The sequence below is a fragment of the Kribbella swartbergensis genome (genome assembly GCF_054784135.1).
In genome coordinates this window covers 564,284-587,710 of sequence record NZ_BAAGPM010000018.1, presented here as the reverse complement: position 1 = coordinate 587,710, position 23,427 = coordinate 564,284, and the positions used below count along the sequence as shown (strand labels likewise).

The 23,427-nt window shown below is 68.6% G+C and carries 25 protein-coding genes; 8 read left to right on the top strand and 17 right to left on the bottom strand.

Annotated elements, in window-relative coordinates; genetic code table 11:
• Positions 1-7: 7 nt before the first annotated feature.
• On the bottom strand, positions 8-826 hold the full coding sequence (locus ACYVOK_RS18210) for an SDR family NAD(P)-dependent oxidoreductase (RefSeq protein WP_460663635.1): 819 nt from the start codon (positions 824-826) through the stop codon (positions 8-10).
• Positions 826-1,485, bottom strand: coding sequence for a carboxymuconolactone decarboxylase family protein (locus tag ACYVOK_RS18205; protein ID WP_460663634.1), 660 nt, complete (start codon positions 1,483-1,485; stop codon positions 826-828). Before ACYVOK_RS18205 ends, ACYVOK_RS18210 begins: the two co-directional genes overlap by 1 nt.
• Positions 1,486-1,648: 163 nt before the next feature.
• Here ACYVOK_RS18205 and ACYVOK_RS18200 point away from each other — a divergent pair, with 163 nt between their 5' ends.
• The 3 genes from ACYVOK_RS18200 (at position 1,649) to ACYVOK_RS18190 (ending at position 4,312) form a co-directional block, all read left to right on the top strand.
• Entirely contained in the window at positions 1,649-2,608 is a 960-nt protein-coding gene (locus ACYVOK_RS18200) for an NADP-dependent oxidoreductase (protein WP_460663633.1), read from the top strand.
• A 224-nt stretch (positions 2,609-2,832) separates the two neighbouring features.
• Positions 2,833-3,852 carry a hypothetical protein gene (locus ACYVOK_RS18195; protein ID WP_460663632.1) on the top strand — a complete coding sequence of 340 codons (1,020 nt, stop codon included), beginning with the start codon at positions 2,833-2,835 and terminating at the stop codon, positions 3,850-3,852.
• Positions 3,746-4,312 (top strand): carboxymuconolactone decarboxylase family protein, encoded by a 567-nt coding sequence (locus tag ACYVOK_RS18190; protein ID WP_460663631.1) that lies wholly within the window; start codon positions 3,746-3,748, stop codon positions 4,310-4,312. The genes ACYVOK_RS18195 and ACYVOK_RS18190 overlap by 107 nt, the downstream gene beginning before the upstream one ends.
• Positions 4,313-4,441: 129 nt before the next feature.
• Here ACYVOK_RS18190 and ACYVOK_RS18185 read toward each other — a convergent pair whose 3' ends face one another.
• From ACYVOK_RS18185 to ACYVOK_RS18175, 3 genes are all read right to left on the bottom strand, one after another.
• Positions 4,442-4,987 (bottom strand): NuoB/complex I 20 kDa subunit family protein, encoded by a 546-nt coding sequence (locus ACYVOK_RS18185; protein WP_460663630.1) that lies wholly within the window; start codon positions 4,985-4,987, stop codon positions 4,442-4,444.
• 162 nt (positions 4,988-5,149) lie between these two features.
• The gene (locus ACYVOK_RS18180) at positions 5,150-5,914 is read right to left on the bottom strand and encodes a hypothetical protein (RefSeq protein ID WP_460663629.1); all 765 of its coding nucleotides are present in this window, start codon (positions 5,912-5,914) and stop codon (positions 5,150-5,152) included.
• The gene (locus ACYVOK_RS18175) at positions 5,911-6,888 is read right to left on the bottom strand and encodes an ABC transporter ATP-binding protein (protein ID WP_460663628.1); all 978 of its coding nucleotides are present in this window, start codon (positions 6,886-6,888) and stop codon (positions 5,911-5,913) included. Before ACYVOK_RS18175 ends, ACYVOK_RS18180 begins: the two co-directional genes overlap by 4 nt.
• A gap of 67 nt (positions 6,889-6,955) precedes the next feature.
• Between ACYVOK_RS18175 and ACYVOK_RS18170 the strand changes: the two genes are divergently transcribed.
• Positions 6,956-7,537, top strand: a complete 582-nt coding sequence (locus ACYVOK_RS18170; RefSeq protein ID WP_460663627.1) for a TetR/AcrR family transcriptional regulator — start codon at positions 6,956-6,958, stop codon at positions 7,535-7,537.
• Here the strand turns inward: ACYVOK_RS18170 and ACYVOK_RS18165 are convergent.
• From ACYVOK_RS18165 to ACYVOK_RS18125, 9 genes are all read right to left on the bottom strand, one after another.
• Positions 7,534-8,490: an alkylmercury lyase family protein gene (locus ACYVOK_RS18165; protein WP_460663626.1), complete on the bottom strand. Its 957-nt coding sequence runs from the start codon at positions 8,488-8,490 to the stop codon at positions 7,534-7,536. The genes ACYVOK_RS18170 and ACYVOK_RS18165 overlap by 4 nt on opposite strands.
• Positions 8,487-8,909: a MerR family transcriptional regulator gene (locus ACYVOK_RS18160; RefSeq protein ID WP_460663625.1), complete on the bottom strand. Its 423-nt coding sequence runs from the start codon at positions 8,907-8,909 to the stop codon at positions 8,487-8,489. Before ACYVOK_RS18160 ends, ACYVOK_RS18165 begins: the two co-directional genes overlap by 4 nt.
• Before the next feature lie 40 nt (positions 8,910-8,949).
• Positions 8,950-9,429 (bottom strand): hypothetical protein, encoded by a 480-nt coding sequence (locus tag ACYVOK_RS18155; RefSeq protein ID WP_460663624.1) that lies wholly within the window; start codon positions 9,427-9,429, stop codon positions 8,950-8,952.
• A gap of 109 nt (positions 9,430-9,538) precedes the next feature.
• Positions 9,539-10,327 (bottom strand): glycerophosphodiester phosphodiesterase, encoded by a 789-nt coding sequence (locus ACYVOK_RS18150; RefSeq protein ID WP_460663623.1) that lies wholly within the window; start codon positions 10,325-10,327, stop codon positions 9,539-9,541.
• On the bottom strand, positions 10,311-11,621 hold the full coding sequence (locus ACYVOK_RS18145; protein WP_460663622.1) for an ADP-ribosylglycohydrolase family protein: 1,311 nt from the start codon (positions 11,619-11,621) through the stop codon (positions 10,311-10,313). The genes ACYVOK_RS18150 and ACYVOK_RS18145 overlap by 17 nt, the downstream gene beginning before the upstream one ends.
• Positions 11,622-11,653: 32 nt before the next feature.
• Positions 11,654-12,505 (bottom strand): carbohydrate ABC transporter permease, encoded by an 852-nt coding sequence (locus ACYVOK_RS18140; RefSeq protein WP_460663621.1) that lies wholly within the window; start codon positions 12,503-12,505, stop codon positions 11,654-11,656.
• Positions 12,506-12,527: 22 nt separating this feature from the next.
• Complete coding sequence (locus ACYVOK_RS18135; protein ID WP_460663620.1) at positions 12,528-13,418, bottom strand: carbohydrate ABC transporter permease; 891 nt, start codon at positions 13,416-13,418, stop codon at positions 12,528-12,530.
• Positions 13,419-13,504: 86 nt separating this feature from the next.
• Entirely contained in the window at positions 13,505-14,785 is a 1,281-nt protein-coding gene (locus ACYVOK_RS18130) for an ABC transporter substrate-binding protein (protein ID WP_460663619.1), read from the bottom strand.
• Positions 14,786-14,949: 164 nt separating this feature from the next.
• Entirely contained in the window at positions 14,950-16,107 is a 1,158-nt protein-coding gene (locus tag ACYVOK_RS18125) for an ROK family protein (RefSeq protein ID WP_460663618.1), read from the bottom strand.
• On the opposite strand from ACYVOK_RS18125, the gene ACYVOK_RS18120 reads away from it, so the two are divergent.
• The 4 genes from ACYVOK_RS18120 (at position 16,106) to ACYVOK_RS18105 (ending at position 21,006) form a co-directional block, all read left to right on the top strand.
• Entirely contained in the window at positions 16,106-18,439 is a 2,334-nt protein-coding gene (locus ACYVOK_RS18120; RefSeq protein WP_460663617.1) for an alpha-galactosidase, read from the top strand. The genes ACYVOK_RS18125 and ACYVOK_RS18120 overlap by 2 nt on opposite strands.
• 3 nt (positions 18,440-18,442) lie before the next feature.
• Positions 18,443-19,489 (top strand): zinc-dependent alcohol dehydrogenase, encoded by a 1,047-nt coding sequence (locus ACYVOK_RS18115; protein ID WP_460663616.1) that lies wholly within the window; start codon positions 18,443-18,445, stop codon positions 19,487-19,489.
• Entirely contained in the window at positions 19,486-20,499 is a 1,014-nt protein-coding gene (locus ACYVOK_RS18110; RefSeq protein ID WP_460663615.1) for a Gfo/Idh/MocA family protein, read from the top strand. The genes ACYVOK_RS18115 and ACYVOK_RS18110 overlap by 4 nt, the downstream gene beginning before the upstream one ends.
• Before the next feature lie 72 nt (positions 20,500-20,571).
• Complete coding sequence (locus tag ACYVOK_RS18105) at positions 20,572-21,006, top strand: hypothetical protein (RefSeq protein ID WP_460663614.1); 435 nt, start codon at positions 20,572-20,574, stop codon at positions 21,004-21,006.
• 99 nt (positions 21,007-21,105) lie between these two features.
• On the opposite strand, the gene ACYVOK_RS18100 is transcribed toward ACYVOK_RS18105, so the two are convergent.
• The 3 genes from ACYVOK_RS18100 to ACYVOK_RS18090 form a co-directional block, all read right to left on the bottom strand.
• Positions 21,106-21,795, bottom strand: coding sequence for a GAF and ANTAR domain-containing protein (locus ACYVOK_RS18100; protein ID WP_460663613.1), 690 nt, complete (start codon positions 21,793-21,795; stop codon positions 21,106-21,108).
• Between the two features lie 102 nt (positions 21,796-21,897).
• Complete coding sequence (locus ACYVOK_RS18095) at positions 21,898-22,632, bottom strand: GAF domain-containing protein (protein WP_460663612.1); 735 nt, start codon at positions 22,630-22,632, stop codon at positions 21,898-21,900.
• Positions 22,629-23,327, bottom strand: a complete 699-nt coding sequence (locus ACYVOK_RS18090) for a GAF and ANTAR domain-containing protein (RefSeq protein WP_460663611.1) — start codon at positions 23,325-23,327, stop codon at positions 22,629-22,631. Before ACYVOK_RS18090 ends, ACYVOK_RS18095 begins: the two co-directional genes overlap by 4 nt.
• Between the last annotated feature and the right edge of the window lie 100 nt (positions 23,328-23,427).

Here is a 23,427-nt window from a genome sequence, read left to right as displayed (position 1 = left end):
GTGAACGTTACGCCCCGTCCGCAGCTGGAATCGGTACCGCGGCTCGTTGACGGCTCCTCACCGGGCGCATCCCAGACATCGGTCCCAGTCCGAGCACACCGAGCGCGAGACGGTCCCGGAGCCGGGGTGGAAGGGCTGCCAGCGTCGCCAACGCGCGGCCGTGCCGGCCACAGACGTAGCTGGCGCGAGGCCGCCGACTCTCGAATGCGGGGACGACGGTGTCTGCCACCACCCACGGTGAACTACAGCGGTCGGTCCGCTCGATGACCGGCTCGATCAGTACGACGTCGACGCCACTCCCCCGCAACTCCTGGCGCAGTACGTCGCTCAACGCGTGCTGCGAATGCGCGGCGATCGAGTGCACGCCGCGATACGGCACCGGGAGTCGGCCGGCCATCGACCCGACCGTGATCACCCGGCCGTTCGCGGCACGGAGCAGCGGCAACATCGCCTGCGTGACAGCGAGTTGGGCAACGACAGCCAGCTCGAACTGCCGGCGAAGGTCCGCGAGTTCCACAACCTCGAGCGGAATCCTGCCGCGCGGCTGGGTGGTGTGGACGAGCGCATCCAGTGCCCTGGCATGCGAGGAGATCCGTTCCACTGCCCGGATGACGTTCTCGACCGCGCCAAGATCGACGAGTAGCGGCGTCAATCGGGGCAGTCCGATCGACCGGAGTGCCTGGGCAGCGTCGTCGTCCCGTACTGCGCCGAACACATGAGAGCCGCGAGCGGCCAACCGGATCGCCGTCGCCCGGCCGATGTCCGTCGAGGCGTCCGTGACCAACGCATGAGCCATCCGGCAGCCCGGTGAACCCGTCGTACTCATCACGGACCGCTTCCGGCGTCGGCGAGGATCTCGTCCAACCGTCGTAGTGCGGCCTCGGCCTTGAAGGCGGCGAACTCGCTCAGGAATCGGACCATGTCACGGACCGCCTCTGGGCCGACGCCGGCATCGAGGGCGGAGAACACGTGAGACCTCAGTGACTGGCCCAACGTCTGGTTCGCGACATCGGCTGCGATGGCCAGAAACGCCCGTTCACGCCTGCTCAGCAGTGTCTCTGCCCAGGCATCGGCGGTGCGCGATCGGAGGTACCGCTCAAACCACTCGTCGGCCGTCTCCGTCACATAGTTCGGCTCGGCGTCGCTGGACAAGGCCGCCGGCCGGACCTGGTTGGGTCCCTGCCCGAGCACCTCGGCGAGTCGCTCCAGCGCGTCCGCGGCAGCGGGGTAACCGGCGTACGGCGCGATGAAGCGGACGACGGCGTACAGGGTCTCCACCGTGACGTCGTACTGGCGCGCCGCGGTCACATGCATGCGGAAGGCGAGCCCGAGGTGACCTCGGCAGACGTCGTTCGCCAGGCACAGCAACAGCTTCTCCCGCACGCTGAGTCCTGGCAGACCGTAGGTGAATTCCCCGGTTCCGAGGGCGATCCGCTCGAAGGCGGGATCGAGGTCGCGAAGCTGCGCGCTCGGCAAGTCAGCCACCGGTCTCCCTTCCATGACGTCGGGGCTTCCGAGCCTAGGTACCCCGGTTGCCGGTGGCATCCGTCATTCGACCAGGCTCGTTCGCGTGCCGGTCCGGTCGTTCGGCAGATCCGGCCAGGTCCCTCCCGGCCTACCTTGCGACCATGGTGCGCACAGTGCGGAGGTGCCGGCGGTGAGGGCGGTCCGGCAGCAGGAGTGGGGGCCTCCGGAGACGATGCAACTGGTCCACATCGACCCGCCCCAAGCCGCTCCGACCGAACTCCTGGTCAAGGTCAAGGCAGCGGGTGTCAACCCGGTGGACCACTTCACGCGGCTCGGCGTCGCCTACAACCGCGTCCTGGAGTTGCCGTTCGTCAACGGCTGGGACGTCGCGGGCACGGTCGAGGACGTCGGCTACGGCGTGACCCGGTTCCGGCCCGGCGACCGGGTCTTCGGTATGCCGTGCTTCCCGCGGGCCGCCGGTGCCTATGCCGAGTACGTCGCCGCCCCGTCGCGTCAGTTCGCCCGGATGCCGGCCGAGCTGAGTTTCGTCGAAGCGGCCGGTCTGCCGCTCGCCGGGCTGACCGCCTGGCAGATGCTCGTCGAGACGGCCCGCCTCCAACCCGGTCATCGGGTTCTCGTGACGGCGGCCGCGGGTGGCGTCGGTCATCTCGCCGTACAGGCCGCCAAAGCACTCGGGGCCGAGGTCATCGCGTCCGCAAGAGCCGCCAAACACGACTTCCTGCGGGCCCTCGGAGCGGACCAGGTTGTGGACTACACGACCACCGACCTGCCGGGAGTCGTCCGCGACGTCGACGTCGTGATCCAGTTGGTGGGAGGCGCACCCGCCCTCAGGTCGCTCGAGTGCCTGCGGCCGGGAGGGATCATGGTCAACTCGCAGGCGGCCTGGACACCGGGCATGCAGCGGCGCGCCTCCGAACTGGGTGTCCAGGCCTGCGCATTCCTGGTCGAACCGGACGGCCGCGGCTTGGAAGCACTGGCAGGGATGGTGGCAGTGGGCACCCTGCGGGTAGAGGTCGGCCACACCTTCCCACTGGCCGCCGCGGCCCAGGCGCACGAGCTGATCGCCGGCGGTACGACGACCGGGAAGATCGTCCTGGTGGTCGACGAGGCCGACGCCTGACGCTGTTCGCAGACGGGTGCATGAACTGGTCACCTGACGGATCTGAGCGCCGGCTTCGGCTGCATAAGCTGCGATCGTCCGGCTGGGGAGGTGCTCACTCCGGTTCGGGCCGGCGTCCGTCCGCGCAGGGTTCATGAGGGGTCGCGGGCGGGCGCCCTGTTCTTCCGGCGCGCTGGAGGCGTCTGCCATCAACAACGAACGGTTGTCCGTTTCTTGGAGGAACCATGAGATCCGAAGACCAGCGGCCTGCGACCGGCGCTCCGCACCAGCCTCCGGCCGCGGGCGTCGCGACCTTGCTCGTCGTGGTGCTCGGCATCCTGCTCATCGCCTTCGCGTGGCCGGCGGTCCGATCGGAACCGCGGGACGTCCCGATCGCCGTGGCCGGGCCGTCGCCGGTGACCTCGCAACTCATCGAGAGGCTCGAGACGCAGGTACCCGGCGCCTTCGACGCCATGGCGATGCCGGACCGGGCGACCGCCGTCGAGGCGATCGAGGACCGGACCGTGTACGGCGCGATCGTCCCGGGGCCGAGCGGTGTCGAGATCCTGACCGCCTCCGCGGCGAGCGCCGCGATCGCCGACACCCTGACCCACCTCGGCACGCGCATCTCCCCCGATGGCGGTCCGCCGCCGAAGATCGTCGACGTGGTGCCCGCACCTGCCGACGATCCGCGGGGAGCCGGACTGGCGGCCGGAGCGTTGCCGCTCGTGCTCGGCGGGATCGCCGGCGGGGCCGGATTCGCGCGGCTAGTTCGTTCCGGAACGCAGCGCGTCGTCGGCGCTCTGGTCTTCGGCATCGCGAGTGGCCTGATCCTGGCCGCATTCAACCAGTACTGGCTCGGAGCGTTGAGTGGCAGCTATTGGGCGAACTCGGCGGTCATCACCTTGGCCGTCTCCTCCGTCACGTTGACCTTGCTGGGACTCGACTGGTTGTTCGGTCTTCCCGGTCTCGGGCTTGGCGCCGCCGTCATGCTGCTGCTCGGCAATCCGCTGTCCGGCCTGACAAGTGCTCCCGAGATGCTGCCGAGCGGATGGGGAGACTTCGGTCAGGCGCTACCACCAGGAGCCGCCGGGACCGCGCTTCGGTCGGTGGCGTTCTTCGACGGCGCCGGATCGTCCGGAGCCTTCACCGCGCTGAGTGCCTGGATCATCGGAGGCCTTCTCCTGTGCCTCCTCGGCGCCGCCCGCAACCGCACCCGCCACCGCGACGCCGAGTCGCCGGCGGCATCCGCAGCCCACGCCTGACCCCCTGGGACAGCAACTTCTGCGAGGCTTCGTGAGCTTCTCTGCCAGACGGTGGTGTAGCGACCGCGGGCCAACGCGTCCGGACCTCCTCGACCTCGTTCGCCTGCGGGCGCTTCAGCTCAGCGGCTGCGTCCGCTGCCTGGACGCCTCCACGCGCCGGTCTCCAACACTGGGCACCGATCAGCCCCGGCGATACCTGCTCGCCGCCTGGCGTGGCGTGGATCTCTACGACCACCGCGAACGCGCGGCGCTGGCACTGACCGAGGCACTGATGAACTCGTCGGCGAAGACAGACCCGTCGACCGCGGCCGAGGCCATGCGCTTGCTCGGCAGGGCGTACGACGCCGTCGTCGAAACAATCGTGTCCGTGCGGCATCGACGACCCCCGCACTGCCACGCCGGCGAGCTGACGGATTCGACCGGTCAGACGACGGATTCGGTGCGCGGCCCAGACGCCTAGGTTCAGCGCGCGGTCGGCGATGGCCGCGCGGCAGCGGACGCACTGAGGAAGCTGGACGCGGCCGCCGGCCGGATCGGGTTGATCGGGTTCTGCTTCCGCGGTGGCCTGGCCTTCAACTACCAGACTTTCTCAGCGGGGCATTTCGTGGGTGGGTGTGGCCTGCAGGGCCGCGGCTTCGACCTCTCGGATGATCTGGTCGCGGTTGTCGCCCAGCTTCTCGTCCCTGATCTTGTGGTGGAGCATGATGAAGGCGTCCAGCAGGGCCTGGGGTCGGGGCGGACAGCCTGGCAGGTAGATGTCGACCGGGATGATGTGGTCGACGCCCTGCACGATGGCGTAGTTGTTGAACATCCCGCCCGAGCTCGCGCACGCACCCATCGCGATGACCCACTTCGGGTTCGCCATCTGGTCGTAGCACTGGCGCAGTACCGGCGCCATCTTCTGGCTGAGTCTGCCCGCGACGCAGAGCAGGTCGGCCTGGCGCGGGCTGGGCCGGTAGACCTCCATCCCGAACCGCGCGAAGTCGTTGCGCGGGGCACCTGCTGCCATCAGCTCCATCGCGCAGCACGCCAGGCCCATCGCGGCGGGCCAGACCGACGCGCGCCGCGCCTGGGCAGCCGCCCACTCCACCGTCGTGAGCAGAACCCCATTCGGCAGCATTTCCTCGAGTCCCATCGTCACCACCCAGTTCTCCGCGTCGTGCCCCGGCTGCTGCCGACGTACCGAGAGAAGAGCTCCGGATGTACGGCGGCGTGCTCTGCAGACTCGCACCGCCGGAGGCAGCACGGAATCTGCTGATTGACCGGTCCTTCACGGCAGACGGGGTCCCGCCGGAGATCAGGTCAGGTCGAGGTGACTGGTACGCCACAGAGCACCTGTCGCGACGAGCGTCGAGTAGGCGGCGAGCATGACGCCTCCCTGCCAGGGCTCGAGGAAGGTCTGGTCGGTCAGGGTGATCTGGGTCAACGCACTGGACGATGGACCAGGCAGGTAGATCGTCCAGTCCTGCAGCGCGGGGATGCGCGTGACGATCGGTTCCGCGACGAACAGGTAGACCAGCAGGCCCACCACGGCAGCGACTTGGTCGCGCAGGAGCGCGCCGAGCCCGACGCCGAGCAGCGCGAACGCGGTGACCGCGGCGATGACTCCGGCCAGAGTCGCAGGAATGCCGTTGCCGGTGAGCGTGGGGTCGATGCCACGGGCGGTCAGCCAGGGCCAGGCAATGGCGGTGACGACCGCGATGCAGGCGAGAGCGTAGAAGACGCCGACCACGGCGTAGGTGATCAGCTTGGCCGCGACAACCTTGGCCCGGTACGGCGTCGTCAGAAAAGTGGTCGTCGCCGTACGATGCCGGTACTCGCTCGTCATGCCGATGGCTGCCAGCACCGCGACGAGCGTCTGCGCGCCGCCGGCGGCGGTGCCGAACAGCAGCCGCTGGCCGGCAGCGGTCGCCAACGGGGGTGCGAGGGTCGCAGGATCGTCGTTGAAGGCGATGTTCAGGCTCGCGAACAGTGCGGTCAGGGCCATCGTTGCCAGGAGCAACCAGAGCCAGAGCCGGGTGGACCGGAGTTTGGCGAACTCGCCGCGGACCAGCCCGGTCATCGGACACCCACCTCCGAGATGTTCGGGCGCGGAGTCGAGGCGTCCGAGGTGAGATCGAAGAACAGCCGTTCGAGGTCACCGTCGCGTTGCGACAGCCATTCCAGTTCCACCCCGGCGACGAACGCCGCCCGCCCAACGGTGGCCGCATCGGTACCGCTGACCATGAGCCGGCCGGCGCCGTCCTCGTCAACGGTGACGCCGTCGTGGCGATCCAGAGCCGCACGCAACCGGTCTGCGTGACGCGTGCGCACCTCAACCAGGGCGCCCTGCCGGCCCGCCAGCTCGCCGACCGGACCCTCGTAGCGCAAGCGGCCGCCGTCGATGATGACGACGCGATCCACCAGTTGCTGCATCTCGGTCAGGACATGGCTGGACACCAGCACCGTCCGGCCTTCCGCGGCCAGACCGCGCAGCAGCCTCCGCATCCACACGATGCCCTCCGGGTCGAGCCCGTTGGCCGGCTCGTCCAGCACCAGGACGTGCGGATCGCCCAGCATCGCGACGGCCAGCGCGAGCCGCTGCCGCATGCCGAGTGAGTAGCCGCCGATGCGGCGCCGGCCGGCGGTGGTCAGCCCGACCAGTTCGAGAACCTCGTCGGCCCGTCCCGGCTGGAAGCCGTTCACGGTGCAGTAGATCCGCAGATGCGCGAGACCGGATCGGGCGGGATGGAACCCGGAGGCGTCCAGGGCGGCCCCGACCACGGTCGCCGGGGCAGGGATGTCGCGGAAGACGTGACCGCCGATCGTGGCGACGCCCCGGTCGGGACGGACCAGGCCGAGCAGCATCCGCAGAGTGGTGGTCTTGCCCGCCCCGTTCGGGCCCAGGAACCCGGTGATCGTGCCCGGGGTCACGCTGAACGTCAGGTCGTCGACCGCCCGGAACGAACCGAACGACTTCGACAGCCCGCGCACCTCGATCGCCGTACCGCTGATGAGATCGCCGGCCGGGTGGCGCGGCGACAAGTGCCTGCTCATGCCACTACGATGAAGTGTTAACAGGAAAGTGTCAACACCGCTGTAAACACTTTGGAGGACGTGACCGGTGACCACCGAAGGCGGAGGCAAGCTGCTCAAGCGACCCGAACGGCGCCGCGCCCTGATCGAGGCGGCCGCGCGCGCCTTCGGCCGCGCCGGCTTCGCGGCTACCAGCCTCGACGACGTCGCCGCCGAGGCAGGCGTCAGCCGGGTCCTGATCTATCGCCACTTCGAGTCCAAGACCGACCTGTACGAGGCGGTCCTCGCCGACGTGAGCGAGCAGCTCAGAGCCGCCACGGGTCACCCCGAGCACATGAGCCCGACCAGCCTCGAGGGCCTGGTCGCCGCGGCGCAGGCCAACCCCGACGGCTTCCGGTTGTTCTTCCGCCAATCGGGCCAGGAACCTGAGTTCCGGCGGCACGCCGACGAACTGCGCGCCGCCATGAAGGCCACCGCCGAGCCCTACCTGAAGGAAGTGATCCCCGACGAGGCACGGCTGCAGTGGGCCGCGGATCTCATTCCGACGATCGTCGTCGAAGCAGTCATCGCCTGGCTCGACGCCGGCCGCCCGGATCCCGAGACCGCGCCCGACACCATCAACCGCATCATCGCCGGCGCAGTCACCACCATCGCATCACCCGCCACCTAGACCTGCTGGTCGACCAGCAGGTGTCCGAAGAGGCGGGTGGCGAGGGCTTCGGCGGCGGCTTGGTCGAGGACGTGGCCGGGGATGTCCGGGTGCGTCGTGGTCCACGCGTTCGCGGTTCGGAGGTCGGTGAAGAAGTTGAGGTAGTCGCAGCAGCAGTCGGCCGACGGTCCACCACGGCCGTCGGCTCCCACGAACACCACCGCCGTGTCGGGCTCCCACCGGCTATGACCGCCGGTGGTGGTGACGGTGATGGCCTGGTTGGTGGTCGTGTCGACGGACTCGATCAGGGTGTCCTCGCCGAGCATCGGTCCGATGCCGAGCGCGTCGATGGCGCACATCGCGTAGACGTCGACGCCGGTGGCCTGGTCGCCGATGTGCACCCGATGCCGCGTCGGTACGGCGGAGAACGGGTAGGCAACCGCGATTTGGCCATCCGGAGCCAAGCGGATCGCGTCTGCCGCGTGCAGTGCGTCCAAGGTGGCGGCGACGCTGGGACCGGCGCCACCGGCCACGATGACGGTGTCGAGTTCACCGGCGGAGGGTGGGCGGCCCGTGGTTGCGAAAGCCCTGAGGATGGCCTGGTGCACGGCCTTCTCGACCGGATCCAGCGGCAAGGCGCGAGCCCGCCAGGCGCTCAGCACTCCTGCGGGCGTGGCCGGCTCCCCCCGGCCGGCGATCGCGGCGCGCAACTGCTCGACCGAGGGCGCGGAGACGATCCGGCCGGCCTCGTCGCGGTACAGGCGGCACGACACCGACCAGCCGCCTTCCATTGCGGAGAAGGGGTCGCGGCCGTCGATCAGCAGCGTCGGCGATCCGGCCATGCCGAACCTGGCGGCGTCCGCGTCGCTGTCGATGACGCGCGTGCTGACCGGCAGGTCGGTGACCTGCCCGAGCCGGTCGAGCATCGGGCCCAGGTTCGGGCAGTCGGGAACGTGCAGGACCTCGAGCTTCATCGGCTTACCTCTGCTGGGTGATCGCCGGCGCCCTGACCGATCGCGTCGAGCAAGGCGCAGCGCCGGTCTGCGCGAGGCAGGTCGCAGGTCCCGACCAACTCGGCAAGGGAGTCGTGCATCCGTTGCAGGTCGCGGATCCGGGCCTCGAGGTCGGCGCGGCGGTGTTCGGCCAGCGCGCGGGCGGCGTCACAGCTGTCCGGTCCCCCGGTGTCGAGGTGAATCAGTTCTTCGATCTCGTCGAGGGTGAATCCAAGTTCCTGAGCGCGCTTGATGAAGCGCAGCAACTCCACGGCGGTCGGTGGGTAGTCGCGGTAACCGCCCGGCGTACGGGGCGGCTCGGTCAGGAGCCCACGACGCTCGTAGTAACGCAGGGTTTCGGCGTTCACCCCGGCCCGGTCGGCCAGCTCACTGGTCCTCATGACCCTATCGTCAACCCCGGACCTGACTACAGAGTCAAGGTCACACCCGCGACCCGGTCCTCCGCCGGGCATACCGACGTTCCAGGGCGTCGACCGGCGCGAACACCAGGCAACCGATCTGGTCGTCGCGGCGCAGCACCCAGTTCGACACGGCCAGCACCTCGCAGCCGGCGTACCCGCGCGCCGCGGCCAGCAGCATCGACGCCCCGTAGAAGATCATCGCCGCGTCGCTGGTCACCGACAACGACGGCAGGTACCACGGCGTCGCATACAGCGCGGCCACCACCGCCAGATTCACGACACTCGCCACCGGGCCGGTCAACCGCAGCGGCTCCGGCCACCACCGCGCCCGCAACCATTGCCACACCAGCAGCATCACCGGAAACCCGACGACCCCGAGCAACAACGACCCGTCGACATAATCCCGCACCGGCGGCCCCCACACCTCCCACAGCAGATACCCACCCACCACCACCCGGGCGCCGGTCCCAACCGGTCCGATGCCCCGCCGCCCGCGCACACCCGCACCAACGACCGGACCGCAACCCACTGATACACCCATGAAACTCACCCGACCCTTCTACGCCGTCAGCGTGCGCCCCGTACCTGGGTCCGGGGTCAAGCCGGCATCAAGCTCGGGCCGGGTCGCATGTGCGGGCCAGGTGGGTCGGTACGTCGTCGACGACGAGGGCGTCGACGCCTGTGTCGATCAGGTACGTCGCTTGGTCGGGGGTCGGGCACCAGACGAGTAGTTGCCGGTGCGACCGATGTACCAGATCGAGGGTGCGTTGCACCGAGGGCAGGTCGATCTGTGCCGTGGACGGGTTCGGCCAGAGGGAGCCGGCGTGGACGGCCAGGACCTGGACGTCCAGGTGTGCGGCCGCGGCGACCGCGTGGCCGATCGGGAAGTGCAACCAGGTCAGCAATCCCAGCGGCAGGTGGGGCGACTGTGCTCGGACATGCCCCAGCGCGGCGGGATCGAACGACAGCGCGATCGCCGGCCGGCCGGCGTCGAAGTCCCGGGCCGCACGGCCGAGAAGGGCTGCGGTGGTCCGGTCCGGCGAACGGCCGGCGTCCTCCAAGGAGGACTTGATGTCGAAGGCGACCCCACACTCGACCGGCAGCGCGTCCAGCAGTTCCTGCACCCGCAGTACACCCTGGCGGGACGCCCGAGCGCCTGATATCTGGGCCAGGATGTCCCCGCTCGGCAGGGCGGCGTCGTGCGCGACGAACAGTTCGTCGTCGGCGGTGCGCCGTACGTCGACCTCGATCCAGTCGATGCCCTGCTCCACGGCGGTCAGGAATGATGCCAGCGTGTTCTCCGCCCGCCCGAGCACCGTCCCCATCCCGAGACCGCGATGACCGATCAGCGTCGCGGTGCGAGAGAACACACGCTCCATCTCAGCGGTTCCCCTCATCGGCCGGCGGTACCAGGCTGAGCGTCCGCTGGACGAGTTCGTCGATCGTGATCCGGTCGAAGTCGCGCACCGCACTGCGCACCTTGACGTGCGTCGTTCCGACGAGGTCTTCCGGTACGCCGCCCGCGCCGTGCGCCGCGCCGTACACGCTGCCGACCGTGGCCGCGTTCGAATCGGTGTCCCGCCCGCCCGAAATCGTGATGCCGACGGCGTCCATGAAACCCTCGCCCCACAACAGCCCGGTCGCGATCAGGGCCACGTTGTTGACCGTGTGCACCCACGGCAGGTGACCCAGCTCGCGGTCGACCCAGTCGAGCGCCTCGGTGTGACCGGCGCCCGCGTCGTACAGGTGCTCGACGGCCTCCAACGCGGCGACGAGCCGTGACCGGGCCGGCACGAGCGACTTCGCGGCCCGCATCGCGTCGCGGACGGAACCGGTGGCCAGCGCAGCGGACACCAGACCCGCGGCCCACAGTTCGCCGTACACACCGTTGGCACTGTGGGTGAGCCTGGCGTCGGTGAGCGCCAGCCGGGCAGCCTCGCCGGGACGCCCCGGGCTGACCAGTCCGAACGCGTCTCCCCTGATCAATGCGCCGATCCACTCGCGGTACGGGTTCCGGTAGGTGGCCGTGACGGGCGGCCGCAGGCCGTGAACCAGATTGCGGTACGCCGCTCGCTCGGCCGTGTAGGTCTGAGTGAACGGCACCCGGTCCAGCCACTCGGCGGCGATCTGCTCCGTCGTCAGCTCACGCCCGTACGTCTCGAGCAGATGGAGCCCCATGATCGTCCAGTCGATGTCGTCGTCGCGCGGAACGTCGACGAACCGTCCGGCCGAGGCGGTCCGGGCCGACGGGTGCAGCGCCGACACACCGTCGGGCAGCGGGTCGAGCAGTGGAAGATAACCGCGTTGCGGCCACTGATCCGCCGCCCGCAGGTAGATCTCGAGCTCGGTCCTGGTCAGGCCCTCCACCGGCTTGCCGAGCGTGTTGCCGACCGTCCGTCCCAGCCAGGCCCCGCGAATCCGGTCGTCCAGACGCGCTCGGTCGACAGGGAGCTCGGGCGCTGCGGCCGCGAGGTCGAGCAAGGTCGCCGCATCGTCCGGCTCGTCGAAAGGCCAGTCCGGGTTGCGTTCCAGATCGCCGAGCCGCCGCTCGGTCTCCTCGAGTCGCGCCAGATCGTTGCCCGCCGCGGCCTCCCGAGCCTCCGTTTGCAACTCCCCCGCCGGATAGCCGCTGTGGAGCAGTTGCTCCGCCTCGTCGGGAATCAGATCGCGCAGGTCGAGTACGTCGTGCACAGTGCTCCTTGAATCTCAGAGGCCGGAAAGGATCAGCCTTTGACAGCGCCGGACAGAAATCCCTGCGTCACCTGACGTTGCATGACGACGAACAGCACCATCACCGGCAGGATCGTGATCAAGGCTCCCGCCGCCAGCGGACCGATGTCGACGGAACGCCCACCCAGGAAAAGGTAGAGACCGGTCGTCAGCGGCCGGTAGCGGCCGCCGGGCAGATAGAGCAGCGGTACCAGGAAGTTGTTCCAGTTCTGCAGGAAGGTGAAGACGGCCAGTGCGCCGGCGCCGGAGGTGACCAGTGGCAGCATCACCCTGACGAAGATCTGCCATTCCGAGGCGCCGTCGATCCGCGCCGCCTCCTCGATCTCGGTGGGCAGGTCGGTGAAGAAGGCCCGGATGAAGAACGTGCCGAACGACAGTCCCGTACTGGCCAGCACGAGATTGGCTCCCAGCAGCGTGTTCAGCAGCCCCATACCGCGCAACTGGAAGTACAGCGGGATCATGTAGGTGAAGAACGGGACGAGCAGTCCGAGGACAACCAGGTAGAAGGCCAGGGTCCGCCCGGGGAACGGCAGCCGGGCGAAGGCGTAGCCTCCCAGCGTCGCCAGCACCACGACGATCAGAGTGCTGGGCACGGACAACAGGAAGCTGTTCAGCACGTAGTCGCCGAAGTCTCCTACCGTCCACGCCGTCACCAGGTTCTCCGAGGACACCGACGAGAAGAGCCCGAACGGGTTCGATCGCACGTCCTCGTCCGTCTTCAGCGCCGTGGACAGGATCAGGACGAGCGGGAACAGCATCAGGACGGAAAGCCCGAGCAGGACCAGGTGCTTACCTCCGAGGGCGGCCTGCCGACGCAGCGGACGTCGGTCTGCGCGCGTAGTCATGCTCCGCTCCCCTGCAGTGTCGTCATGCTCCGCTCCCCTGCAGTGAAAGCCGCCGCTGCAGGCGGTTCAGCCAGATGGCGAACGGGATCGCCATCAACGTGATCACCAAGGCGAGCGCCGTACCGTAGCTGATCCGGTTGAGCTGGAAGGCGTTGCCGTAGGCATACGTTCCGAGCACTTCGGTGGCACCCGCGGGTCCGCCGCCGGTCATGATGAAGACGATGTCGAACACGCTGAAGCCGCCGACAAGCGTGATCGTGGTGACCATCAGGAACACCGGCATGATCTGCGGAAGGATGACGTACCAGAGGCGGCCGAATGTCCCCGCACCGTCGATGCGGGCCGCGTCCACCAACTCGCTGTCGACGTTCCGGAGCGCGGACAGCAGGATGACGAAGACGAAGCCGCAGGTTGCCCAGACCGCGGTCCCCAGCACCGCGTACAGCGCGGTGTTCGGGTTGCCGAGCCAGCCCGTGGACAGGGAACCCAGCCCGACCGCTTCCAATGCCCGATTGAGCCAGCCGCGGGCGGGGTCGTAGATCCAACCCCACACCACGCCGATCGCGACCTGCGGAAGCACGTACGGAACGAAGAACGCGATCCGGTAGAAGATGCTGGTCCGCCCGACGCCCCAGACCAGCAAGGCGAGCCCGAGACCGATGACCAAGGGCGCGGCCGTGCCGAGCACGATCCAGATCACGTTGTTCTTCAGTGCCGCCCAGACGCTGGGGTCGTTGAAGATCTCGACGAAGTTGTCCAGACCCACGAACGGCGGCCGCGGGTTGATCCCGTTGAAGTCGACGAACGCGTAGTACACGGCGTTGGCCAACGGAAACAGGAAGAACACCACGACCATCACCATCAGCGGCGCGACCAGCACCAGCCCCAACCGGGTCTGGGCACCGCGCGTCACCCGAGGCGGTCCTGAGTGTGCCTTGCGACTCGGGGAGGCCGTCCTCGGTTCGCCGACGGGTCGCGCCGCTGTCAGTGGCTCCGTTCTCATGACTTCTTGAATGCGGTTTCGAGATCGCGGGCAACCTGCTCGGCGGTGCGCTGACCCGAGAGGATCCCCTGAACGCCGTCCCACATCGCCTTGTTGAACACGTCGGTGGTCAGTACGTCGATGTTGTAGCCGAAGTCCCCGGTGCCGGCAGCCAACTTGGAGGTGTCCTGCAGAGTCTGGCTCAGCAGCGGCGACAGTTTCATGCCGGTGACGTCGACCGGCTGCGGCGGGATCGTGCCGAGGTTCTCGACGATCCAGCGGGCATGGGCCGGCGAGGCCAGGAAGTCGACCAGCTTGAGGGCCGCGTCGGTGTTCTTGCTGCCCGCGGAGATGAACGGACCGGATCCGAGTCCGCCGGTGAAGATCCCCGGCCCGGACGGAGCGGGGAACGGAATGTAGCCGACCTTGAACTTCGCGTTCTGCTCGATCCCGTCGATCAGCCAGCTTCCGGTGGGCAGCATGGCCGCCTTACCGGAGTAGAAGAGCGCGTTCGCGTTGTCGTAGCTGAGCGATGTCGGGAACTTCGGCAGATACCCGGACTTGCCGAAGTCCTCCCACAGCTTGAGCGCCGAGACCACCTCGGGCGAGGTCCAGGACTTCTCGCCCTTCAGCAGAGCGTCCATCCCGTCCGAGCCGGTCGCGCTGGACAGCGCCATGCTGAGCAGGTGTCCGCCCTGCCAGCCTTCCTTGTCGCTGGCGGCGATCGGTACGACGTTCTTCGCCCGGAACGTCTCGGCGGCCGCCTTCAGCTCGTCCAGGTTCCGCGGAACCTCGACGTTGAACTTCGTGAACAAGTCCTGGTTGTAGAAGAGCCCGATCGTCTCCATCTCACCCGGGACGCCGACCGTCTTCCCGTCGAAGGTGACGCGCTCCTTCGCGAACTGGTAGATCGGCCACTTGTACTTCTGATAGGCATCGGTCAGGTCGTACAGCAGACCGGCCTTCGCGAGTGCGCCGGCGTACCCGGGCCCTGAACCCCAACTGAAGACGTCCGGGCCCTCGCCGGACCGCAGTTGGGTCTGCAACACGGTCCGCATGTTCTCGGTCGGCATCGCCTCGAGCTTCACGTCGACACCCGACGTCTTCTCGAACTCGGCGAGATGGGTCTCGAGTTTCTTCAGGGCGGCGGCGTCTTCGGGTTGTTCGATCAGGTAGCGGACCGTCTGTGTCTGGCCCTCACCCGAGGTGGTCTGACCGCCGGTCCCTGTGCAGGCCGTGGCCACCAGGCCGATGGCAACCATCGCCAAGGCCGCGGTCCCCGCTGAACGGTGTTTCATTGCCAAGTCTCCGTTTCGATGTGACGCTTACGCGGCCCGCGCCCAGGACGGACCGGCGGCAGCCGGCCGTGCGTCATGGCAGGTCCCACATCTCCCGGTTGGAGCAGCGTCCCCGGTCGATCTACTTTCTCGGTGAAAAGAAAAGATGTCAAGAGTACGCCGGTTTACGATTGGTCGACCGCTGGGCGACAGGGAAACTCGCCCTGGATCGCGATCGTGGCAGCGCCTCGCGCCCACTCCAGGAAGTCCATCGGCCGGATCACCAGTTCGGTGTGCGGACCCCGCGGACCGGCGTACCGGGCCAGTCCTTCGTCGAGCGACGCCCGGGCCGTCTCGGCGAGATGGACTCCCTCGCCGGACAGGATGATGCGCTCCACACCGGTCAGCGAACTGATCGCGGCGGCGACCTGGCCGAGGGCGCCGGCCGCCTCGTCCACGACCCGCCTGGCGACCGGTTCACCGGCCGCCGCCAGCCCGAGCACCTCGTCGTACCCGACCCTCCGGCCGAGTACTGCGGAAACCGCCGAGGTGACGGCAGCCGAGGTGAGATAGGCGGTCGTGCAGCCGCGGTGGCCGAGGTGACACAACGGCCCCGACGGATCGATCGGCAGATGGCTGACGGGTGTCACACCGGTCGGGATCACCTCGTTGTTGAGCACCAGTCCGTAGCCGATACCGGCACCGACCGTGAACAAGGCGAAGTCGGTGTAACCCCTGCCGTGGCCGAACCAGTGCTGAGCCTGGGTCAAGCCGACGACGTCGTTGTCGAGGTGGACCGGAACGTCCAGTCGCTTGCTGAGCAGGGCTTTCAACGCGACGTCACGCCAGTGCATGAACGGTGAGTCGGCAACGATCTCACCGGCGTCGACCACACCGCCGACAGTGACTCCGACCGCGTCGAGCGGCCGGCCGGCGCGGGACCGGAGTTCGGCGACGATCTCGCTGACCTCTTCGACCACGTCCGAGACCTCCAGCGACCGCACGGGTTGGACACAGGTGTCCAGGACCTGCGACCGAAGGTCGGTGACCACCGCGTAGATCGAGTCGGTGGTCAGCTTCACGCCGGCGAATCGGTAGCGGTCGGCAACGACATCGAGCGCCAGCGACGCGCGGCCGCGGCCGGGGGTGCGGATCGGATCGGTCTCGACCAGGACACCGGCCTCGAGCAGCGGCTTGACCAGCCGGGTCAGGGTGGCCGCCGACAGCCCCATGCTCTTGGTGAGCTGGGCGCGGGACCTCGCCCCGTGCACCAGGATGTCGATCGCCACCGTCTTGGACAGCACCGAGAACGGCACGCCTGCCGCGATGTCGTCTCTGCCCATGCTCACCACCACCCTCCCGACTCCGCAACGGCCGCCGAAGAAGGACGTGGCACGGATTCCGCTGCGCGTCCTCTTGTGGCATGCTCAAGCCTACACGTTTCACGATGAAAATATTAACGACAGGATGAAACGGATGAGACTATCGACGGGAGCTCCGCCCGTGACGCCGGTTGTCCTCTCCGCGGGCAGGGTGTCGGTGGTGGTCGACGCCGCTGACGGGATCCCGCGGGTCCTCCACTGGGGCCGCCGGATCACCACGAGCCGGTCCGATGCGGCGTACCTCGAAGCGCTCGGCGAGACACAGTGGGGAGCCGACGGCCTGCACGGCGCCGGGTTCCCCTCGGTGCTGCCTGAGCAGTCCGCCGGGTGGCGAGGATTGCCGGGGCTGGAAGGCCACCGCGGCGGCGTGACTTTCTCGAGTCGTTTCGTTGCCACGGGTTGGGACCTGAGCAGAACGGACGACGACACCCAGCAGCTTCGTGCGCGGGCAGTCGACGAAGACGCGGGCTTGGCACTGACCACCACGATCGAACTGCAACCCTCTGGCGTACTGCGCTTGCGCGCCGACCTCACGAACGCTGCGGACACGCCGTACACCGTCGACGCCGTTCGGCTCGTGCTGCCGGTACCCGCCGAAGCGCAGGAACTGCTCGACTTCACCGGCCGCCACCTGCGCGAGCGGACGCCTCAACGGCACCCGTTCGTGGCCGGCACCCACCTACGGGAAGGGCGTCGCGGGCGGACGGGCTCGGACGCCAGCATCCTCCTTGCCGCCGGAACGCGCTCGTTCGGCTTCCGCAGCGGCGAAGTGTGGGCCGTCCACACCGCGTGGAGCGGCAATCACGTGACTTTCGCTGAGCTCGGTCTGGCCGGCGTCCGGGTCCTGGGCGGTGGCGAGCTGCTGCTGCCGGGCGAGCTGGTTCTGGCTCCCGGCGACACGTACACCACGCCATGGTTGTACGCGTCGTACGGCGAGGGCCTGGACGAGCTCGCACAGGCGTTCCACCGGTCTCTGCGCGACCGTCCGACACACCCGAAGTCGCCCCGGCCAGTGGTGCTCAACACCTGGGAAGCCGTGTACTTCGACCACAATCTCGAGTCGCTGATCGAGTTGGCCGAACATGCCGCACAGGTGGGGGTGGAACGATTCGTCCTCGACGACGGGTGGTTCCTGCACCGCCGGGACGACCGCGCCGGCCTCGGCGACTGGCAGGTCGATCCCGACGTCTGGCCGAAGGGTCTCCAACCGCTGGTCGACGCGGTGCGGGGCCTGGGAATGGAGTTCGGACTGTGGTTCGAGCCCGAGATGGTCAACGAGGACTCCGATCTCGCGCGTGCCCACCCGGAGTGGATCATGGCACCGGGCGACCGGCTGCCGTTGCGCGCCCGGCACCAGCAGGTCCTCAACCTGACCATCCCGGACGCCTACAGTCAGGTGCTGGAGGCAATCAGCTCGCTCGTCTCCGAACACCGGATCGACTACATCAAGTGGGACCACAATCGGGACCTCGTGGAAGCAGGCGACCGCACCACCGGAGCAGCGCGCGTGCACGAACAGACCCGCGCGGTCTACGCGATGATGGACGAGCTTCGACTCCGCCATCCCTGGCTGGAGATCGAGTCCTGCTCGTCCGGTGGTGGCCGGGTCGATCTGGAGGTCCTGCAGCGAACCGACCGGGTGTGGGCGAGCGACTGCATCGACCCGCTGGAACGCCAGCAGATCCAGCGGTGGACCGGTTTGCTTCTTCCGCCCGAGCTCGTCGGCGCTCATGTCGGCGCGCCCACCGCACACACCACTCATCGCACGCACTCACTGGCCTTTCGCGCGGCCACCGCGCTCTTCGGCCACTTCGGCATCGAGTGGGATCTGCGGACGGCGTCGGACACGGAACTGGAAGAGCTCGCCGCCTGGGTCCGCCTGTACAAGGAGGAGCGCGCACTCATCCACACCGGTACGGCGGTGCACTGCGACTACCCCGACGACAGCTACTGGTCGCATGGCTACGTCAGCCCGTCGGGCGACCGGGCGATCTTCGCCTTCGTGGCCATGGCCACCACGCCGCTGGCGCGACCGGGGCGGATCCGGATCCCCGGACTGGTCCCGGACGCCACCTACCGGGTGGAGCCGATCGAGCTGTCCTCCGCCGCACTCACCAGAACCGCCGCCGGTCCGCCTTCCTGGTGGAGCCGCCCTTCAACCGTCACCGGGCGCCTGGCCGGCGAGATCGGTCTCCAAGCACCGATGCTGTACCCAGAACAGGCACTGCTCTTCCGGCTCGTCGCCGAGCCCGCGACCAGCTCAGCACCGATCACCACTCAGAACAGGATCTGACCCGTGGGACATCTCGTTCGCTTCACGTCACCGCGTAAGGCCGAGGTCGTCGAGTTCGACGACGAGCCGGTGGGGCCGCACGACGTACGCCTCGAAACCTTCTACTCCGGCATCTCGGCCGGAACCGAGCTCACCGCCTACCGTGGCAGCAATCCTTACCTGAACAGCAAGTGGGACGCCGGCCGGCGACTGTTCGTGCCGGGCGACTCGACGCACTCCTACCCCCTCGACGGCTGGGGGTACGAGGAGGTCGGGCGGGTCCAGGCCGTCGGTGACGAGGTCGACCCCGCGCTGGTCGGGCAGCTGGTCTGGGGAGCCTGGGGTCACCGCTCGTCGGCGGTGCGACCGGCTGACTGGGCCCAGGACCGCGTACTTCCCGAGGGTTCCGCGGCGATCGCCGGGATCTTCGCCAAGATCGGGGCCATCGCCCTGAACGCGATCCTCGACGCCGACATCCATGTCGGTGAGACGGTCGCCGTGTTCGGAGCCGGCGTACCCGGGCAGATCGTCGCACTGCTGGCCAGGTTGAACGGTGGCCGGGTGATCGTCGTCGACCCGGTGGCAGGGCGACGAGAGCTCGCCGAACGTCTGGGCGCATCTCTGGTCCTCGATCCGTCGACCGACGACGTGGCCGACCGGATCCGCGCGGCCACCGGCAACCGCGGCGCCGATGTCGTGATCGAGATGAGCGGCAGCTACCAGGCCCTGCACGAAGCCGTCCGTGCTGTCGCCTACAGCTCCCGGGTCGTGGCGAGCGGGTTCTTCCAGGGCGACGCCCGCGCGGTCAGGCTCGGCGAAGAGTTTCACCACAACCGGGTCGCCATCGTCGGTTCGCAGATCTCCGGCGTGGCGCCACATCTGATGCACCGATGGGACGAGTTGCGGATGTCCAGAACAGTTCTGGAGCTGGAACGCGACGGACGGCTTCCGCTCCGCGAACTGATCACTCACGTCATGCCCGCGGAAGACGCCCCCGCCGCGTTCGAAATGCTCGACAACGCACCGGACAAGGCCCTTCAGGTCGTCCTCGACTACGGGATCGACCAATGAGCGCGGCGATCGAGCCGTACCCGCGGTCAGCCGGCACGGTCTCCTGGGGCATTCTCGCGACCGGCGGCGTTGCCCGGGCGTTCACCCGCGACCTCCTGCTGCACGGGCATCGCGTGCTCGCGGTCGGCTCCCGTACGGCGGAGTCGGCCAAGTCGTTCGCCGCCGAGTTCGGACTCCCCCGCGCGTACGGGAGCTACGAGGAACTGGTCGCAGACCCGGACATCGACGTGATCTACGTGGCGACGCCGCACAACTTCCACGCCGCGAACGCGGAACTCGCCCTCGAGCACGGCAAGCACGTGCTGGTCGAGAAGGCCTTCACCCTGACCGGCGACCAGGCCCGGCGCATCACCGAGCTCGGCCGGCGGAAGAATCTCGTCGTCCTGGAAGCGATGTGGACCCGGTTCCTCCCGCACATGGCGCACGTCCGCGCCCTGATCGAGGCCGGCCGCCTGGGCGAGGTGCGCTCCGTTCACGCCGACCACACCCAACGACTGCCACAGCACGACGAACACCGCCTCAACAACCTGCGCCTCGGCGGTGGCGCGCTCCTCGACCTGGGCGTCTATCCGATCTCGTTCACCTGGGACATCCTCGGCCGCCCGGCCGACGTACAGGCTCGCGCCGTCTTCCGGACCTCGGGGGTGGACGCCTCCGTGGCCACCATCTTCCAGCACGAGAACGGCGGCATCTCCACCACCTACTCCTCCAGCCAGACCCGCGGCTCGAACACCGCCTCGATCCTGGGCACCGAAGGCCGCATCGAGATCGCCGCGGTCTGGTACGGACCCGCACCCGTCACCCTGCTCGACAACAGCGGCACCGTGGTCGACGTGTTCGACCAGCCCGTCAGCGGCCGGGGAATGCAGTACCAGGCGGCAGAACTGGAACGACTCATCGCCGAGGGCCAAACGGTCAGCCCGCTGATCACCCCGGAGGAATCAGTCGGCATCATGCAGACCCTGGACACCATCCGAGCCACCATCGGCCTCCACTACCCGGACGAGTAGTCGCCTCCCGCACCAGGTCTACTGGGGGAAATGCCTTCGAGCGCATAGGCAAGCTACATGTAGACTGCCTACATGACCAGATCACGTCGACTGGGATTGTCGTTCCCGGTCATCTTCCTGTTGGCACTGCTCGCCGTTCCGCGCGTCGTCGCCCACGACCTCGATCTCGTCGGGCCGGCCGTCAACGCGGTCTTGGTATTCGCCCCGCTGGCGGTCTGGCTCGCCGTGGCGGTCGCCGCACGGGTCCCGAACCCGATCTGGACCTTGACCGTCGTCGGTCTCACGTACGGCGTCCTGCTTGCGATCGGCCATCAGGTGTTGTGGACCTGGGCCATCGACGAGGAGCCGCGGCTCGGCGGGAACCTGGCGGATGTTCCCGAATCCGTGCAGGCCCTCATCTTCCGCGGTTTCGCGGTGATCAGCAGCATCGTCACCGGAACCCTGGTCGGCACCGCGGTCGGGGTCGTCGCCTGGCTGATCAACCGCGCCCGCGGCCGGACGACCTGATCCGGCGTACTGCTGGATCTGAAGGTTCGAGCTCGAGGTGCGGACCGCCGGGGAGCGACGCCTGACGGCCGGCCGTCCCCGGCTCGGCTGAAGCCGGAGCTAGGCGCGGGCCCTGATTGCGGTGTCGGTGACGATGTTGGCGGCGACGTCGCGGAGTTTGATGTTTCCGCTCTGGGAGAGCCGTGCGAGGAAGGCGAAGGCGCGCTGCTGGTCGAGCTGGTAGCGCTCCATCAGGATCCCTACCGCGGTCCCGATGCTGGCCCGGCTCTCCAGAGCCTGCAGCAGGGTCGTCTCCTGCCGGCCCCAGCCCAGCAGTACGGCGGCCCAATCGGCGAACATCGACCCGATGTAGCGGGCCTCGACGTCGAACACCGCGGGTTCGTCGGCGTACAGGTTGAGCGCACCCCGCACCTGCGGCTCGGCACGGAACTGGAACGACAACTGGGAGCACAGCCCGAGCGCGCCGGCCTTCGGTCCGTACAGCGGCCAGCGCGGATCGCTGCTCAGGTCATCCACCTGCACCACCGGCTCGGACAACGCCGCCGCGATGCAGGGGCCTTCACCGAGCTCGTACTGCAACGCATCGGCCGCCGCCGCGACCGCGTCGGTCGGAGCGAAGGTCTCGATCGTGCCGTCCTTGTTCGTCACCGAAATGCTGGCATGGGTGACACCCTGGATGGTGTCCACGACGCTGGCGGTGATCATTGCCCGCGTCTCGTCGACGTCCACCGGCACCCGCAACGAATCAGCCACCTTGGCCATCAGCTCGGCAAGCTCCGGCAGCTCCATCTCCCACCCCCATCGACCAGGCCCGGCGGCAGCCTGGCCAGTGCGCTCATTATGCGCCATCAGCCCCAGGACCAGCCTCAGCGGTCCTCAGGTGTCCGCGCGTCACTGGTGGTCGGGGGTGGCGGCTCGATCGACGACCGTGGCTGCGACCAGGGTCAGCGGTTGGGAGCGGTCCCGGGCGAGTGCGATCAGGCGGTCGAAGGCGGCGTCGACCGGGAGATTCTCGGTGTAGGCGATGACGCCCTTGGCACGTTCGATCACCGTCCGCTCCTCCAACGCCGCCTTGGTCCGGTCGGCGATGTCGGCCGGTGACGTCGGAGCGCTGTGCACGATCACCAAGGCGGCCATGTCCGCGAACGCCTGCGCCACGTAGGCCGCGTCCGGGTCGAGTCCGTCCTCGGCGAAGAACAGGTTGAGAGCACCGATGGTGTCGCCCCGCCAGATCATGGGGGCGGCGTGAACGCCGTCGAACCCCGCCGACCGGAACGGTTCGCGCAGCGTCGGCCAACGACCCGCGATCTGCGCGACGCCGACGGCAGTGACCGACCGACCGGTCGCGATGCAGTCCACTCCCGGACCTTCGTCGACCTGGAGCTGGTACAGCTCGAGGTGCTGGGCCCGGTGGTCCGTGGCGGCCAGGAACTCGAGCCGGTCCTGCCCGGGCTCCGACACCACGATTCCCGCGGCGGTGGCCTGGACGCACTCGGCACATCCGGCCAGCAGGTCCGTCGTCGTACCGATGACATCATGGTCGCTGACCAGGGCAGCGGTCGCGGCAGCCAGCTCACGCACCGCGCGCTCGGGCAGCGCCGGGTGTGCGGTGTCGCGGGGGGTCATGATTCTCCTCGGAAGTCGAGCTGTCGGGTGACAACCTGGTGGGCGATCGCGACGAGAGTGGTGTCGTGGGCGTAGGCGTGCGCCCGCAGCAGGGCCAGCGCGTCGTCCGGCGGGATCCGTAGCTGGGCGATCACCATGCCGGTGGCCTGGTGGACCTCGGCGCGCGCCGACCACATCCCGCCCGTCGGCTCGCGTTCGAGTTTCGGGACCGGGTCCCGCAGCAGCGCGGCGCCGACCGTGTCGGCGAGGAACTGTGCCACCTCAGGCGACTCCACCCAGGCCGTGTCCGGTCGCAGGTAGATGCTGAGGACCCCGAAGGTCTGGCGACCCGGTCGCACCGGGAACGCGTGGACGGTCAGCCGGCCGACCCGATGCCACGCTGCCCGGCTGAATTCGGGCCACCGTCTGTCCGACTTGTCCCCGATGACCGCGGTCACCGGCGTACCCGCGCGGAACGCGTCCCGGCAGGGCCCCTCCCCGACCACGTCCTGGAGGTCCTCCAGCGCGGATGCGGTCTCGTCGGTCGTGCTGAGCGGTAGGTGCTGGGGGCCGGTGTCCTGAACGGTGATCCACGCGCCGTCGGCAGCGAGGATCACCCGACTGGCCTCGCAGAGCCGATCCGCGAGATGCCGGCGGTCCGCCTCGGCCGCGGTCAACCGCGCCAGCCTCGCCAGGATCGCCGATCGATCGGTCACCGGAACACCTCTCCATCGGCCAGGTGCAGTCGGCCCTGTGTGGTCCGACACAGACTACTCACCGGGCGGGTACTCTCTGTCGCGGTGCCCAGAATCCGCC

Excerpts from the sequence above, each read along its gene's own strand:
- ACYVOK_RS18195 (WP_460663632.1), top strand. The coding sequence starts at position 2,833 with ATGAGATCCGAAGACCAGCGGCCTGCGACCGGCGCTCCGCACCAGCCT.
- ACYVOK_RS18120 (WP_460663617.1), top strand. The coding sequence starts at position 16,106 with ATGCTCACCACCACCCTCCCGACTCCGCAACGGCCGCCGAAGAAGGAC.
- ACYVOK_RS18140 (WP_460663621.1), bottom strand. The coding sequence starts at position 12,505 with ATGACTACGCGCGCAGACCGACGTCCGCTGCGTCGGCAGGCCGCCCTC.
- ACYVOK_RS18160 (WP_460663625.1), bottom strand. The coding sequence starts at position 8,909 with ATGAGGACCAGTGAGCTGGCCGACCGGGCCGGGGTGAACGCCGAAACC.
- ACYVOK_RS18175 (WP_460663628.1), bottom strand. The coding sequence starts at position 6,888 with ATGAGCAGGCACTTGTCGCCGCGCCACCCGGCCGGCGATCTCATCAGC.
- ACYVOK_RS18150 (WP_460663623.1), bottom strand. The coding sequence starts at position 10,327 with ATGAGGGGAACCGCTGAGATGGAGCGTGTGTTCTCTCGCACCGCGACG.
- ACYVOK_RS18125 (WP_460663618.1), bottom strand. The coding sequence starts at position 16,107 with ATGGGCAGAGACGACATCGCGGCAGGCGTGCCGTTCTCGGTGCTGTCC.
- ACYVOK_RS18105 (WP_460663614.1), top strand. The coding sequence starts at position 20,572 with ATGACCAGATCACGTCGACTGGGATTGTCGTTCCCGGTCATCTTCCTG.
- ACYVOK_RS18210 (WP_460663635.1), bottom strand. The coding sequence starts at position 826 with ATGAGTACGACGGGTTCACCGGGCTGCCGGATGGCTCATGCGTTGGTC.
- ACYVOK_RS18100 (WP_460663613.1), bottom strand. The coding sequence starts at position 21,795 with ATGGAGCTGCCGGAGCTTGCCGAGCTGATGGCCAAGGTGGCTGATTCG.
- ACYVOK_RS18110 (WP_460663615.1), top strand. The coding sequence starts at position 19,486 with ATGAGCGCGGCGATCGAGCCGTACCCGCGGTCAGCCGGCACGGTCTCC.
- ACYVOK_RS18185 (WP_460663630.1), bottom strand. The coding sequence starts at position 4,987 with ATGGGACTCGAGGAAATGCTGCCGAATGGGGTTCTGCTCACGACGGTG.
- ACYVOK_RS18095 (WP_460663612.1), bottom strand. The coding sequence starts at position 22,632 with ATGACCCCCCGCGACACCGCACACCCGGCGCTGCCCGAGCGCGCGGTG.
- ACYVOK_RS18130 (WP_460663619.1), bottom strand. The coding sequence starts at position 14,785 with ATGAAACACCGTTCAGCGGGGACCGCGGCCTTGGCGATGGTTGCCATC.
- ACYVOK_RS18165 (WP_460663626.1), bottom strand. The coding sequence starts at position 8,490 with ATGAAGCTCGAGGTCCTGCACGTTCCCGACTGCCCGAACCTGGGCCCG.
- ACYVOK_RS18180 (WP_460663629.1), bottom strand. The coding sequence starts at position 5,914 with ATGACCGGGCTGGTCCGCGGCGAGTTCGCCAAACTCCGGTCCACCCGG.